Source organism: Streptomyces sp. RKAG290, from assembly GCF_023701695.1.
In the GTDB taxonomy this organism is placed as follows: Bacteria; Actinomycetota; Actinomycetes; order Streptomycetales; family Streptomycetaceae; genus Streptomyces.
In genome coordinates, this window is record NZ_JAJOZC010000001.1 from 4,956,096 (window position 1) to 4,971,413 (window position 15,318).

At 71.9% G+C, this 15,318-nt stretch carries 5 protein-coding genes and 4 pseudogenes; all 9 read left to right on the forward strand.

Annotated elements, in window-relative coordinates:
• Nucleotides 1–7 precede the first annotated feature (7 nt).
• The 9 genes and pseudogenes from mreD (at nt 8) to galU (ending at nt 15,304) form a co-directional block, all read left to right on the forward strand.
• Nucleotides 8–673, forward strand: coding sequence for a rod shape-determining protein MreD (gene mreD / locus LNW71_RS21805; RefSeq protein WP_250969771.1), 666 nt, complete (start codon nt 8–10; stop codon nt 671–673).
• Nucleotides 674–758: 85 nt separating this feature from the next.
• Nucleotides 759–2,924, forward strand: coding sequence for a penicillin-binding protein 2 (mrdA, locus tag LNW71_RS21810; protein WP_250969772.1), 2,166 nt, complete (start codon nt 759–761; stop codon nt 2,922–2,924).
• A complete protein-coding gene (rodA, locus tag LNW71_RS21815; RefSeq protein WP_250969773.1) occupies nt 2,924–4,114 on the forward strand; it encodes a rod shape-determining protein RodA in 1,191 nt (396 codons plus the stop codon). The genes mrdA and rodA overlap by 1 nt, the downstream gene beginning before the upstream one ends.
• A gap of 51 nt (nt 4,115–4,165) precedes the next feature.
• A complete protein-coding gene (locus LNW71_RS21820; RefSeq protein WP_250969774.1) occupies nt 4,166–5,716 on the forward strand; it encodes a CYTH and CHAD domain-containing protein in 1,551 nt (516 codons plus the stop codon).
• A gap of 50 nt (nt 5,717–5,766) precedes the next feature.
• Nucleotides 5,767–7,691 (forward strand): annotated as a pseudogene (locus LNW71_RS21825) (TIGR03960 family B12-binding radical SAM protein).
• A 100-nt stretch (nt 7,692–7,791) separates the two neighbouring features.
• A pseudogene (locus LNW71_RS36525) lies at nt 7,792–9,062 on the forward strand (hypothetical protein).
• A gap of 122 nt (nt 9,063–9,184) precedes the next feature.
• Nucleotides 9,185–9,966 (forward strand): annotated as a pseudogene (locus LNW71_RS21840) (TIGR03936 family radical SAM-associated protein).
• Between the two features lie 232 nt (nt 9,967–10,198).
• A pseudogene (locus LNW71_RS21845) lies at nt 10,199–14,291 on the forward strand (Rne/Rng family ribonuclease).
• Nucleotides 14,292–14,413: 122 nt separating this feature from the next.
• Nucleotides 14,414–15,304 carry a UTP--glucose-1-phosphate uridylyltransferase GalU gene (gene galU, locus LNW71_RS21850; protein ID WP_250969776.1) on the forward strand — a complete coding sequence of 297 codons (891 nt, stop codon included), beginning with the start codon at nt 14,414–14,416 and terminating at the stop codon, nt 15,302–15,304.
• Nucleotides 15,305–15,318 lie beyond the last annotated feature (14 nt).

Below are 15,318 nucleotides of genomic sequence, written 5' to 3' on the forward strand. Positions count from 1 at the left end.
GATCCCCATGCGCGTCAACCGGACTCTGCTCTCCATCGCCCTGGTCGTGATCGCCCTCGTCGTCCAGGTCTCCGTACTCGCCCGGCTCCAGCTCCCCGGCGCCGTGCCCGATCTGCTCCTCATGGTCGTGCTCGGGCTGGCCTTCGTCTACGGGCACGTCAGCGGCGCCCTGATCGGCTTCGGGGCGGGGCTCCTCGCCGACCTGGCACCGCCCGCCGACCACGCGGCCGGCCGGTACGCCCTGGTCCTCTGCGTCATCGGCTACCTCGCCGGACTGGCCAGGCCGGAGAACGGCCAGCTCAAGTCGGCCTTCGTGCCGATGGCCGCGGTCGTCGCCGCGGCGATCGGTTCGACCCTGCTGTACGCGGGAGTCGGCGCCCTCGTCGGCGACACGGCCGCCCGCCACGTGGGTCTGGGCAGTCTGCTGTTCACCGCGGCCGTCTACGACCTGCTCCTCGCCCCGTTCACCGTGCCCCTGATCATGGCAATGGCCAGACGCACCGTGAACGACCCGCTCACCGAGTCCTCCTCCGGCGGCAGCGACGCCGCGGCGGGCTGGCTCGCGGCGGGCACCGGGCTGCGGATCGGCAGCCAGCGCGGCGGTCTGCGCATGAAGGCCGCCCGGAACCGGGCAGCACGCGCCGGACGGATCAAGGGAGTCAAGCGACTGTGAGGCTGCATTTCCCGGGAGCCGCCCACCGGGCTCCCAGCCGGGCCAACCCCCGTAACACCTGCCGGACCACCACCGGGGGCGCCCCGTGACCAACATTCCCGAGACCGGCCGGACCCAGCGGGTCCAGATCCGCCTCATCGTCATCCAGGTCCTCGTCTTCTCGCTGCTGCTCACCCTCGGCGGGCGCCTGTGGTACCTCCAGATCCGCAACGGCCAGGAGTACTCCGACGAGGCGAAGAACAACCACGTCCAGCAGGTCGTCCAGCCCGCCGCCCGCGGCTCCATCCTCGACGCGCGCGGCGTGCCCCTCGCCGACAACGAGACCCGCCTCGTCGTCTCCGCCAGCCGCACCGAACTGCTGAAGATGGACGACGACGGCAAGGGCGTCCTGACCCGGCTCGCCGACGTGCTCGACATGAAGCCCAAGGACGTCATCGACAAGGTCCGGCTCTGCGACGCGAAGACCCCGCAGCCCTGCTGGAACGGTTCGCCCTACCAGCCGATCCCGGTCACCGACGAGGCCACCACCCAGCAGGCCCTCCAGATCCGCGAACGCGCCGAGGACTTCCCCGGCATCACGGCCGAGCCCACCGCCGTGCGCCGCTACGCCGCACCCGGCAAGGCCAACACCGCGCAGGTCCTCGGCTACCTCTCGCCCGTCACCGACAGTGAGATCACCAAGGCCCAGGACACCGACTCGCCGTACCTGCGCTCCGACCAGGTCGGCCGCTCGGGCCTGGAGCGCACGTACGACAAGGAGCTGCGCGGCAAGGCCGGCGTCACCCGCTACGAGGTCGACAACCTCGGCCGGGTCATCGGCGAGGCGAAGAACGACGAGGCGGAGCCCGGCGCCAGCGTCGTCACCTCCATCGACGCCCGGGTCCAGGCCGTCGCCGAGTACGAGCTCAACCAGGCCATGAAGACGGCCCGTACCGAGTTCGACACCAACACCGGCGAGAACTACAAGGCGGACTCCGGCGCCGTCGTCGTCATGGAGGCCAAGACCGGCCGGGTCGTCTCGATGGCCTCGCTGCCCAACTACGACCCCAACTCCTGGGTCGGCGGCATCTCCGGCAAGGACTACACCAAGCTCACCGGGAAGAAGTCCAACTTCCCGCTGCTGAACCGGGCCATCCAGGGCCAGGCCGCCCCCGGCTCCATCTTCAAGGTCATCTCCTCGACCGCCGCGGTCAACGCCGGATACCCCTTCGACGGCAGCTACCCCTGCCCGAGCTCGTACTCCATCGGCGGCCAGACCTTCAAGAACTTCGAGTCCCAGGGCTACGGCTCCATCTCCATCGGCCGCGCCCTCGAAGTCTCCTGCGACACCGTGTACTACGGCATCGCGCACAAGGAGTGGCAGAAGGACGGCGGCAACAACCCCAAGAAGAAGCCCAACGACTGGTTCTACAAGACCGCCCACCAGTTCGGCCTCGGCAAGGAGACCGGCATCGACCTCCCCAACGAGGTCACCGGCCGCGTCCCCGACCGGGAGTGGAAGAAGAGCTTCGCCAAGGCCAACCACGACGCCTGGTGCAAGCAGGGCAAGAAGAACGGCACGTACGTCGAGAAGATCTCCTACGAGAACTGCCTCGAAGGCGACAAGATGCGCGCCGGTGACTCCGTCAACTACTCGATCGGCCAGGGTGACACCCTCGTCACCCCGATCCAGATGGCGACCATCTACGCGGCCATCTCCAACGGCGGCACCCTCTACGACCCCACCGTCGGCAAGGCGATCGTCAGCGGTGACGGCAAGTCCGTCGAGGAGATCGACCCCAAGTCGCACGGCAAGCTGCCCTTCACCCGCAAGACCCGCAACGAAATAGACCAAGCCCTCGCGGGTGTCGCGACCCGCGGCTCCGCCGCCTGGCGATTCGGCGGCTGGCCGCAGGACAAGATCCCGATGCACGCCAAGACGGGCACGGCCGAGGTCTACGGCAAGCAGACGACCTCGTGGTTCGCCACGTACACCAAGGACTACTCGATCGTCATGACGATCTCCCAGGGCGGTACGGGCTCCGGCGCGTCCGGGCCCGCCGTGCGCAACATCTACAACGCGCTCTACGGTCTCGACGCCGCGGGCAAGCAGGACCTCAAGAAGGCCCTGCTGCCGACGCCGCAGAAGTCCCTGCCGAAGATCCAGCCGGACGGTTCCATCGACACCCCGGACATCAAGCCGTACGACCCGAACTCGCAGAAGCCGCCGGCCGCGCAGGCGCTCGCCGCGATCGTGGGGAGGCGCGACTGATGGCCGGCTTCTCCGTCCAGCGCTACGCCCCCGAACGGTCCGCCTGGGGCCGGCTCACCGCACGCGACTCCGTGGTCCGCCGGCTCGACTGGCCGCTGCTCGGCTCGGCGATCGCGCTCTCCTTCATCGGCTCGCTGCTGGTCTACTCGGCGACCCGGGGACGCGACTCGCTGACCCACGGCGACCCGTACTACTTCCTCTTCCGGCACGCCCTCAACACCGGCATCGGCTTCGCCCTGATGGTCGGCACGATCTGGCTCGGGCACCGCACCCTGCGCGGAGCGGTGCCGATCCTGTACGGCCTGTCCGTGCTCCTGGTGATGGCGGTCCTCACCCCGCTCGGCACCACCGTCAACGGCGCCCACGCCTGGATCCTCTTCCCCGGCGGCTTCTCCCTTCAGCCCTCCGAGTTCACCAAGATCACGATCATCCTCGGCATGGCGATGCTGCTCGCCGCCCGCGTCGACGCGGGCGACCAGCTGCACCCCGACCACCGGACCGTCGCCAAGGCCCTCGGCCTGGCGGCGCTCCCGATGGCGGTCGTGATGGGGATGCCGGACCTCGGCTCCGTGATGGTCATGGCCGTCATCGTGCTCGGCGTACTGCTGGCCTCCGGCTCCTCGAACCGCTGGGTCTTCGGACTCCTCGGCGCGGGCACCGCCGGCGCCGTGGCCATCTGGCAGCTCGGGCTGCTCGACGACTACCAGATCGCCCGGTTCGCCGCCTTCGCCAACCCGGCCCTCGACCCGGCAGGCGTCGGCTACAACACCAACCAGGCCCGCATCGCGATCGGCTCGGGCGGTCTCTCCGGCACCGGCCTCTTCCAGGGCACCCAGACCACCGGCCAGTTCGTCCCCGAGCAGCAGACCGACTTCGTCTTCACCGTCGCGGGCGAGGAACTCGGCTTCCTCGGCGCCGGACTGATCCTCGTCCTGCTCGGCATCGTCCTGTGGCGCGCCTGCCGCATCGCCCGCGAGACCACCGAGCTGTACGGCACGATCGTCGCCGCCGGAATCATCGCCTGGTTCGCCTTCCAGGCCTTCGAGAACATCGGCATGACGCTCGGGATCATGCCGGTCGCCGGGCTGCCACTGCCGTTCGTCTCGTACGGAGGGTCCTCGATGTTCGCCGTCTGGGTGGCCGTCGGACTGCTCCAGTCGATCAGGGTGCAACGGCCGATAACTGCCTGAGCCGTTGCGGGCACCCTGCCCATCTGCGTACATCCCGTCTAAATTCGATCCATGGCGGACACGAAGCGCGAGATCGAGCGGAAGTACGAAGCCACCGGAACCACCCGGCTGCCCGACCTGAGCCGGGTGGCCGGGGTGTCCGGCGTGGACCACCGCGGCGTCAGCGAACTCGACGCCGTCTACTACGACACCGAGGGCCTCCGGCTCGCCGCCGACTCCCTCACCCTGCGCCGCCGCACCGGCGGGGACGACGCCGGCTGGCATCTCAAGTTCCCGGTCGCCTCCGGCATCCGCGACGAGATCCGGGCCCCGCTCTCCGACACCCTGCCGGCCGAGCTGGCCGAACTGATCCGCTCCCGGGTCAAGGACACGGCCGTCGTCCCCGTGGTCCGGCTCCGCTCCGTCCGCGACGTCCACCACCTGAGCGGCCCCGACGGCGCGCTGCTCGCCGAAGTCAGCGTGGACGCGGTCCGGGCCGAGCGGCTGCCGGGCGGCGGGAGCGCCGCCTGGACCGAGATCGAGGTCGAACTCGCCGACGACGGCGACCCCGCGTTCCTCGACGCCGTCGAGGCGCGGCTGCGCAAGGCCGGCGTGCGGCCCTCCGCGTCGCCCTCCAAGCTGGCCCGCGCCCTGGCCGAGACGGCCCCTAAGGAGAAGCAGGGGACGCGCCCGGGGAAGAAGGGGCGCAGCCACCGGCAGGGCGAGCAGGCCGCCCCGGACACCGCGGGCGACCACGTCCTCGCCTACGTGCGCTGCCAGGCCGAGGCGATCGTCGCCCTCGACCCTGCCGTGCGCCGCGGCCTCCCCGACTCGGTGCACCAGATGCGGGTGGCCACCCGCAGACTGCGCAGCGCCTTCAGGACGTACCGCAGGGTTCTCGACCGGACCGTCACCGAGCCGGTGGCCGAGGAGCTGAAGTGGCTCGCGGCCGAGCTCGGCGTCGACCGTGACCAGGAGGTCCTCGACAAACGCCTGCACAGCCGGCTCGACGGGCTCTCCCGCACCCTGGTCCTCGGCCCGGTCCACGCCAGGCTGCGGATCTGGTCCGTCGCCCGCCGTAGCGGCTCCCGCGACCGCATCGTCGCCGTGCTCGACTCCGGCCGCTACCTGACGCTGCTGCGGACCCTGGACGCACTCCTGGCCGGCCCGCCGCTGCTGCCCGCCGCCGCCCGGCCGCCCCGCAAGGCACTGCCGCGCGCCGTGCACAAGGACCACAAGCGGCTGACGCGCCGCATCGCGCACGCCCTGGAACTGCCACCGGGGCCGGAACGCGATCTCGCCCTGCACGACGCCCGCAAGGCGGCGAAACGCGCACGGTACGCGGCGGAGGCCGCCCGGCCCGCGCTCGGGAAGCCCGCCCGGAAGTCCGCCAAGCGGCTGAAGGCGCTGCAGAGCGTCCTGGGCGACCACCAGGACAGCGTGGTGGCCCGTGACGCCCTGCGCTCCCTCGCCGTACAGGCGCACACCGCGGGCGAGGCGTCGTTCACGTGGGGGCTGCTGTACGGGCACGAGACGGCTGCCGCGGCGGTACGGGAGCGGGAGCTGCCCGCAGTGTGGGCGCGGGCGTCCCGGGCGGATTTCAAGGCGGCGCGGGGACACTGAGCATCGCGGTACGCTGGGTGGTCATCCCTGCCGGCTCTCGAAAGTTCGCGATGTCTGTCGATTCGGTCTTCCCACAGCTCGAAGCTCTGCTCCCGCATGTGCAGAAGCCCATCCAGTACGTCGGCGGTGAGCTGAACTCCACCGTCAAACCGTGGGACGAGTGCGACGTCCGCTGGGCTCTCATGTACCCGGACGCCTACGAGGTCGGGCTCCCGAACCAGGGCGTCATGATCCTCTACGAGGTGCTCAACGAGCGTCAGGGCGTCCTGGCCGAGCGCACCTACAGCGTCTGGCCGGACCTCGAGGAGCTGATGCGCGAGCACAAGGTGCCGCAGTTCACCGTGGACGGCCACCGCCCGGTCAAGGCGTTCGACGTCTTCGGGCTGAGCTTCTCCACCGAGCTCGGCTACACCAACATGCTCACCGCCCTCGACCTGGCCGGCATCCCGCTCGCCGCCAAGGACCGCGGCCTCGACGACCCGATCGTGCTCGCGGGCGGCCACGCCGCCTTCAACCCCGAGCCGATCGCGGAGTTCATCGACTGCGCGGTCATCGGCGACGGCGAGCAGGCCGTCCTGGAGATCACCGAGATCGTCCGAGCCTGGAAGGCCGAGGGCCGCCCCGGCGGCCGCGAGGAGGTGCTCTTCCGGCTCGCCAGGACCGGCGGCGTCTACGTCCCCGGTTTCTACGACGTCGAGTACCTCCCGGACGGCCGCATCGGGCGCGTCGTGCCCAACAGGTCCGGCGTGCCGTGGCGGGTGTCCAAGCACACCGTGATGGACCTCGACGAGTGGCCCTACCCGAAGCAGCCCCTGGTGCCGCTCGCGGAGACCGTCCATGAGCGGATGTCCGTGGAGATCTTCCGCGGCTGCACCCGCGGCTGCCGCTTCTGCCAGGCCGGCATGATCACGCGCCCCGTGCGGGAGCGAAGCATCACCGGCATCGGCGAGATGGTGGAGAAGGGCCTCAAGGCGACCGGCTTCGAGGAGGTCGGTCTGCTCTCGCTGTCCTCGGCGGACCACTCCGAGATCGGCGACATCGCCAAGGGCCTCGCCGACCGCTACACCGAGGACAAGATCGGGCTCTCGCTGCCCTCCACCCGCGTCGACGCGTTCAACGTGGACCTGGCCAACGAGCTGACCCGCAACGGCCGTCGCTCCGGTCTCACCTTCGCCCCCGAGGGCGGCTCCGAGCGCATGCGCAAGGTCATCAACAAGATGGTCTCGGAGGAGGACCTGATCCGGACCGTCTCCACCGCGTACGGCAACGGCTGGCGTCAGGTGAAGCTGTACTTCATGTGCGGCCTGCCCACCGAGACCGACGAGGACGTCCTGCAGATCGGCGACATGGCGGTCAACGTCATCGCCAAGGGCCGTGAGGTCTCCGGGCAGAACGACATCCGCTGCACCGTCTCCATCGGCGGGTTCGTGCCCAAGCCGCACACCCCCTTCCAGTGGGCCCCGCAGCTCGGCGTCGAGGAGACCGACGCCCGGCTGACCAAGCTCCGCGACAAGATCCGCGGCGACAAGAAGTACGGCCGCTCGATCGGCTTCCGCTACCACGACGGCAAGCCCGGCATCGTCGAGGGCCTGCTCTCCCGCGGCGACCGCCGGGTCGGCTCCGTGATCCGCGCTGTCTACGAGGCCGGCGGCCGGTTCGACGGCTGGCGCGAGCACTTCAGCTACGACCTGTGGATGAAGAGCGCCGGACAGACGCTCCCCGGCTTCGGCGTGGACGTCGACTGGTACACCACCCGGGAGCGGACGTACGAGGAGGTCCTGCCCTGGGACCACCTGGACTCCGGCCTCGACAAGGACTGGCTCTGGGAGGACTGGCAGGACTCGCTCGACGAGACCGAGGTCGAGGACTGCCGGTGGACCCCGTGCTTCGACTGCGGGGTGTGCCCCAGCTCGACCTCGACATCCAGATCGGCCCGACGGGCAAGAAGCTCCTCCCGCTGACGGTCGTGAAGTGACGTCGTGAAATGACACCGCCCGGCTCCGGCCGGGTGACAGCTCGGTGACGAAGGCCCGGTCCGGGGAAACCCCGGGCCGGGCCTTCGCGTCCTTGACTGCATGGACTACGGCAAGCACCAGGCGCCCGCGCGGTACGAGAGCGGTGACGGCTGTCTGACCACCCTCGTCAGGATCCCGGTACGGATCGTGGTGCTCGTCGTCGTCCTGCCGGTCCGGATGGTCTGGGACGCCCTCGTCGCGCTTGCCCGCGCCGCCGACCGGATGCTGCTCCGGCCGCTCGGACGCGCGCTCTCCTGGCTGTTCCGGGTCCTCGTGGCGGTCCCGGCCGGCTGGCTGTGGGAGCAGGTGCTGATCCCGTTGGGACGCGGGCTGCGGTGGCTGGCCGCCGCGGTGTTCGTGTGGCCGTGGGTCGGGCTGTGGCGGTACGTGGTGGTGCCCGTGGTGCGGTACGGGATGGTGGCGCCGCTCGCCTGGCTGTACGCGGCGGTCCTCACCCCGTTCGGACACGGGCTGCGGTGGGTGTACCGGGAGCTGCTCGGCCCCGCCGGACGCGGCATCCGCACGGGTATCGGATGGCTGCTCACGGTCGTCCTCGTGCTGCCGCTGGTGGGCGTCTGGCGGTACGTCCTGGTCCCGCTGGGGCTGGCCGCCGCCTGGGCGGTGCGGTACCTGGTCGTGCTCCCGCTGACGTGGGCGGTGCGGTACCTGCTCGTGCTGCCCCTGACGTGGGCGGTGCGGTACCTGGTCATGCTGCCCCTGACCTGGACGTACCGGGAAGTGCTCACCCGCTGGGCCACGGCATCGCCTGGCTGCTCGGCCTGCTGGCCCGCGCGGTAGCCGCCGCGGCCCGGGGACTGTGCGCGGGCTTCGGCCTGTTCGTTGCCGTGCTTCTCGTCACCCCGGTGGTCTGGTTGTACCGGCGGGTCCTGACCCCGGTGGGCCGGGAGATCGCCGCCGCGTTCGTGGTCGGCTGGCGCGTCGCCGGGTTCGTCTCGCGGGCCGTCGGCCGGGCGCTGGCCTGGCTGGCGTGGCATCTGATCGGGGCGCCGGTGGCCTGGGCCTACCGCGCCGTGTGCACCCCCGTCGGGCACTTCGTGCGCGATGCCGTGCTGGCCCCCGCCGGGCGGGCCGCCGTCGCGGCGGGCCGGGCCGCCCGGGAGGCGATGCGCACGGCCCGCGAAACCGTCCGGCAGGCCCGCCGCGACGCATGGCGGGCGCTGGTCGGCGGACCCCCTGTGAACGAGCCCCGGGAACCGGCGGGCCCCCTTGCGCGTACTCTGGGTGATACGCAACAAGCGACGACTGTGCCCAGCGCGGCGCCCGCACCAGAGATCTCCCTGCACGGCGAGAATTCCGTCCAGCAGGGGTGAGCCGGAGCGGACACCCCGGGGCCACCCGTATTTCAGGGCGGCGTGCCACCGCGTCCGCCTCGCACCTAGGAGAAGAACCACTGGGCAAGCGACAGCCCGAAGGCCCGCCGCCCGCACCGGCAGTGCAGCGCATTCGACTGCGCTACACCAAGCGCGGCCGCCTCCGGTTCACCAGTCACCGCGACTTCCAGCGTGCCTTCGAGCGGGCGTTGCGCCGCTCCGAGGTGCCCATGGCCTACTCGGCGGGCTTCACCCCCACCCCAAGGTGTCGTACGCCAATGCCGCCCCCACCGGCACGGGCAGCGAGGCCGAGTTCCTGGAGATCGCCCTCACCGAGACACGCGACCCCGACACCCTGCGCGAGCTGCTCAACGACTCGCTGCCGGACGGCCTCGACATCACCGACGCGGTCGAGGCCCGCACCTCGGGTCTCGCCGACCGGCTGACCGCCTCCATCTGGGAGATGCGGCTGGACGGCGTCACCATTGAGGACGCCGAAAAGGCCGTGACCGCCTTCAACGAGGCCGAGACCGTCGAGGTCCAGCGCCGCACGAAGAACGGCGTGCGCAGCTTCGACGCCCGGTCCGCCGTGGTGGACCTGCAGGCCCTTGATCAACAGCCTGATAGGCCCGGGGTCAAGGCCTGTGCGATACTGCGGCTGGTTGTTCGGCACGTGACACCTGCTGTTCGACCTGACGACGTCCTGTCCGGTCTCCGCGTTGTGGCCGACCTGGCGCCGCCGGTCCCCGCAGCGGTGACCAGGCTGGCGCAGGGGCTCTTCGACGAGGAGTCCGGCACGGTGACCGACCCGCTCGCGCCTGACCGCGAGGCAGCCCCGGCCGCACTACCCACGGCCGCCGGGACCGCCGTCGCGACGGCGCCGGAAGGTGCAGGTTCCGCGTAAGGCGGTCGTTGTAGCGCAGCCCTGGGGCTCGGGAGCCACCTGGGCCGGGCCGCGCGCTGACCCATAAGACTTTCGCCAGGCCCTGCGCACCACGCGTAGGGAACCGGCGAGCCAGACATTCAGCTCCCGTGCGGCGCCCGCGCCCCGGACGGCGGAACCGCGTACAGCACGCGGACCGTGCCGGACCGGAATCAGGCGCGGCGCCCGGGAGCGCGACGGGAGAACCGCCCGCATGCTTGAGCCGACCGAACCCGGCACGACCGGGAACGCAGAAGACAACAACACCCCCGGAGACAAGCTGCCGCCGCGCCGCAGGCGCCGCGCGGCGTCCCGCCCCGCCGGCCCGCCGTCGGGTGAGCAGGGTGCCACCGGCGCCCCGGCCGCACCGGCTGCTGACGCCGCAGAGGCTGACCCCACCCCCGCGGACACCCCGGCCGAGGCCGCGCCGCCCGCTCGTGCGCGTCGTCGCGCGGTCCGTAAGGCGACCGCTCCGGCGGGTGCCCCGCAGGCTGCCGAGGCCGCCGAGATCGTGGAGCCCGTGGTGGCTTCCGTCACCGCGGAGCCGGTGCAGGACGAGCCCGTAGCGGCGGAGCCGCCCGTCGAGGCGCCGCGTGCGCGTCGTCGCGCCTCCCGCAAGGCAACGGCGCCCGCGGGTGCCCCGCAGGCTGCCGAGGTCGCCGAGATCGTGGAGCCCGTGGTGGCTTCCGTCACCGCGGAGCCGGTGCAGGACGAGCCCGTAGCGGCGGAGCCGCCCGTCGAGGCGCCGCGTGCGCGTCGTCGCGCCTCCCGCAAGGCAACGGCGCCCGCGGGCGCCCCGCAGGCCGCCGAGCCCGTCGAGATCGTCGAGGAGACCGCAGCCCCCGCGGAGAGCCCCGAGCCCGCCGCAGCCGCGCCCGTCGCCGCCGAGGCGCCGCGCGGCCGTGCCCGGCGCAGGGCCTCCGCCCCGGCCGGTGCCCCGCAGGCCACCCGGACCGAGCCCGCAGCCGCCGCCGAGCCGGTCGTGGCCGCGGAGCCCGCAGAGACCACTGAACCGGCCGAGCCCGCCGAGGCCCCGCGCGGCCGCCGTCGTGCCTCCCGCAAGGCGACCGCTCCGGCGGGTGCCCCGCAGGTCACCGAAGCCGCCGAGGAGCGCGCCGAGGTCCGGACGGGCGAGAGCCTGCCCGAGGAAGCCGTCGAGGAGCTGGCCGCCGAGCCCGCCGAGGTCGAGGAGGCCGCCCCGCGCGGCCGCCAGCGCCGCCGGGCCACCGCTGCCGCGGGCCGGCCCGAGTTCACCGGAAAGGTCGAGGAGCCCGCGCGCAGGAGCCGTCGCGCCGAGCGCCCTGCCGTGGCCGTGTTCCAGGCGCCGGTCTTCGCCGAGCCGATGTTCCAGACCCCGGAGACGGCAGCCGCGGCCGCCGCGGCCGAGCCCCCGCCTCGCACGAGGAGGAGCCCGAGGACGAGATCGTGGCGGCCGAGGAGCAGACCCCCGCCACCGAGACTCCCGCGCCCGCCGAGGCAGCGCCGCAGGGCGGCTCCCGCCGCCGTCGCCGCCGCCGTGGTGAGGCCGCCGAGGCCGAGCCCGCCGCCGCACCCGCCCCGGCCGCAGCCCCGGCCCAGGAGCAGGCCGAGGAGGAGCACGAGCCTTCGAGCGAGAGCGACACCGAGCACGACGCCGAGGACAACGACGAGTACGGCGACCGGCCCTCGCGCCGCCGCCGTCGCGGTGGCCGTCGCCGCCGCCGTGGCGAGTCCGCCGAGGACGATGCCGCCGAGCAGCACACGGACGACGACGACTCCGGTCACTCCGACGACGAGCACGAGCGCGCCCACGAGTCCGAGGACGAGGGCGACGACGAGCAGGACGACAACGACTCCGGTGCCTCCGGGTCGAGCAGCAGCCGTCGTCGCAGGCGCCGTCGTCGTCGCAGCGGTGACTCCTCGTCCGACGCCGAGAACGGCACGGACGACCCGGAGCGCACGGTCGTCAAGGTCCGTGAGCCCCGTAAGAAGGAAGCCGAGCGCGAGCCCGGCACCGGCTTCGACGAGGTCCAGTCCATCAAGGGCTCGACCCGTATGGAGGCGAAGAAGCAGCGCCGCCGCGAGGGCCGTGAGCAGGGCCGCCGCCGGGTTCCGATCATCACCGAGGCGGAGTTCCTGGCCCGCCGTGAGGCCGTCGAGCGCGTCATGGTCGTCCGCCAGAACGGCGAGCGCACCCAGATCGGCGTTCTTGAGGACAACGTGCTCGTCGAGCACTACGTCAACAAGGAGCAGGCCACCAGCTACGTCGGCAACGTCTACCTGGGCAAGGTCCAGAACGTCCTGCCGTCCATGGAGGCCGCGTTCGTCGACATCGGCAAGGGCCGCAACGCCGTCCTGTACGCCGGTGAGGTCAACTTCGAGGCGCTCGGCATGGCCCACGGGCCGCGCCGCATCGAGACCGCGCTCAAGTCCGGCCAGTCCGTCCTCGTCCAGGTGACGAAGGACCCGATCGGCCACAAGGGCGCCCGCCTCACCAGCCAGGTCTCGCTGCCCGGCCGTTACCTGGTCTACGTGCCCGAGGGCTCGATGACCGGGATCAGCCGCAAGCTGCCCGACACCGAGCGTGCCCGGCTGAAGACGATCCTCAAGAAGATCGTCCCCGAGGACGCGGGCGTCATCGTCCGTACCGCGGCGGAGGGCGCGAGCGAGGACGAGCTGCGCCGCGACGTCGAGCGGCTGCAGGGCCAGTGGGAGGACATCCAGAAGAAGTCGAAGAGCAGCGGCAGCTCCAACGCGCCGACGCTGCTCTACGGCGAGCCGGACATGACCGTCCGGGTCGTCCGCGACATCTTCAACGAGGACTTCTCCAAGGTCATCGTCAGCGGCAACGAGGCGTGGGACACCATCCACGGCTACGTCTCGCACGTGGCGCCCGACCTGACGGACCGGCTGTCGCGGTGGACCTCCGAGGTCGACATCTTCGCGACCTACCGGATCGACGAGCAGCTCATGAAGGCGCTGGACCGCAAGGTCTACCTGCCGAGCGGCGGCTCGCTGGTGATCGACAAGACCGAGGCGATGGTCGTCGTCGACGTCAACACCGGCAAGTTCACCGGCCAGGGCGGCAACCTCGAGGAGACCGTCACCAAGAACAACCTGGAGGCGGCCGAGGAGATCGTGCGCCAGCTGCGGCTGCGCGACCTCGGCGGCATCGTCGTCGTCGACTTCATCGACATGGTGCTGGAGTCCAACCGGGACCTGGTGCTGCGGCGTCTGCTGGAGTGCCTGGGCCGCGACCGTACGAAGCACCAGGTCGCCGAGGTCACCTCGCTCGGCCTGGTCCAGATGACCCGTAAGCGGGTCGGCCAGGGCCTGCTGGAGTCCTTCTCCGAGACCTGCGTCCACTGCAACGGGCGCGGCGTGATCGTGCACATGGAGCAGCCCACCTCGGTGGGTGGCGGCGGCGGCAACGGCAAGCGCGCCAAGAAGCGCCGCGGCGGCTCCGGCCAGGACCACGACCACGACCACGGCCACGAGAACGAGCAGGACCACGAGAGCGACGTCGAGGCCGAGACCGAGGCCGAGGTCGCGGCGGAGGTCGCCGCCCCACTGGCGCTGCCCGAGCCGGAGTTCGTCGCGGACGAGGAGCTGTACAGCAGCGCGGCCGAGGCCGAGGCGGCCGCCACGCGTGGCCGTGGCCGTCGCCGCGCGACCCGTAAGGCATCGGCCCCGGCCGGTGCCCCGAAGTCCACGCCCGCCGCGGCCCCCGTGGCCGAGCCGGTCGTGGAGCCGGAGCCCGTCGTGGAGCCGGAGCCGGTCGTCGAGGCTCCGGTGGCCGAGGTGCCGGCTGCCGAGGCGCCGCAGGGCCGTACGCGCCGTCGGGCGACCCGCAAGGCGACCGCTCCTGCGGGTTCGCCGGCCCCGGCCGAGCCGGTGCAGGCCCCGAGGAGCCGGTGTCCGACGCCGACCCCGTCGCCGCCGAGGACCCGGTGGTCGAGGCGCCGCACGTGGAGGCCCCGGCCGAGGAGCCGGCCGCACCGCCGCGTGCCCGGCGCCGGGCGACCCGCAAGGCCACCGCGCCCGCGGGTTCCCCGACCGGTGCCGACGAGGCCGAGGTCGTCGTGGTGACGGCCGCCGCCGAGCCGGTGTCCGAGACCGAGCCCGACGCCGAACCGGCACCGGCCAAGAAGGCGGCCCGCAAGACCGCCAAGAAGGCCACTGCCAAGAAGGCGGCCACCACGAAGACGACGACGGCCAAGAAGACCGCCGCGAAGAAGACGACGGCCAAGAAGGCGGCAACGAAGAAGACGGTGGCTGCCGAACAGCAGGCGCCGTCCTCCGTGAACGCTTCGGCCGACGAGGTCTGACCTCCTCGCACGGTGCGCCACTACGCAGCCGGACCGGTTCCGTCACAGGAACCGGGTCGGCTGCGTACTGCCGCCCCCGTCTGACCCGCACTCTTCTCAGTGGACACGGAAGTCTCAAGCACATGCGCAAGATCCAGAAGGCAGTCATACCGGCGGCCGGGCTCGGTACGCGGTTCCTCCCGGCGACGAAGGCAACTCCCAAGGAGATGCTGCCGGTGGTCGACAAGCCCGCCATCCAGTACGTCGTGGAGGAGGCCGCCGCCGCGGGGCTGAGCGACGTACTGATGATCACCGGGCGCAACAAGCGCGCTCTGGAGGACCACTTCGACCGGAACTACGAGCTCGAGTCGGCGCTGACCCGCAAGGGCGACGACGAGCGACTGGTGAGGGTCCAGGAGTCCAGTGACCTGGCGACCATGCACTACGTCCGCCAGGGCGACCCGCGGGGCCTCGGCCACGCCGTCCTGTGCGCGGAGCCCCATGTGGGCGACGAGCCGTTCGCGGTCCTCCTCGGCGACGACCTGATCGACCCCCGCGACCCGCTGCTGGCGCGCATGACCGAGATCCAGGAGCGCGAGGGCGGCAGCGTCGTGGCGCTGATGGAGGTCGCGCCCGAGCAGATCCACCTGTACGGATGCGCCGCGGTCGAAGCCACCGCGGAGAGCGACGTCGTCCGGGTCACCGGACTGGTCGAGAAGCCTGAGTCCGGCGACGCACCCAGCAATCTGGCCGTCATCGGCCGCTACGTCCTGGACCCTGCGGTCTTCGGCGTGCTGCGTGAGACGCAGCCGGGCCGGGGCGGCGAGATCCAGCTGACGGACGCGCTGCAGCAGCTGGCCGCCGACGAGAAGCTCGGCGGTCCGGTGCACGGCGTCGTCTTCCGCGGCCGCCGCTACGACACCGGCGACCGCGGCGACTACCTGCGGGCCATCGTCAGACTCGCCTGCGAACGCGAGGACCTGGGCCCGGACTTCCGTGCCTGGCTGCGTGGTTTCGTAGCCTCCGAGCTCTGAACCACCGCGCCCGT

Excerpts from the sequence above, each read along its gene's own strand:
- mreD (WP_250969771.1), top strand. The coding sequence starts at position 8 with ATGCGCGTCAACCGGACTCTGCTCTCCATCGCCCTGGTCGTGATCGCC.
- rodA (WP_250969773.1), top strand. The coding sequence starts at position 2,924 with ATGGCCGGCTTCTCCGTCCAGCGCTACGCCCCCGAACGGTCCGCCTGG.
- LNW71_RS21820 (WP_250969774.1), top strand. The coding sequence starts at position 4,166 with ATGGCGGACACGAAGCGCGAGATCGAGCGGAAGTACGAAGCCACCGGA.
- galU (WP_250969776.1), top strand. The coding sequence starts at position 14,414 with ATGCGCAAGATCCAGAAGGCAGTCATACCGGCGGCCGGGCTCGGTACG.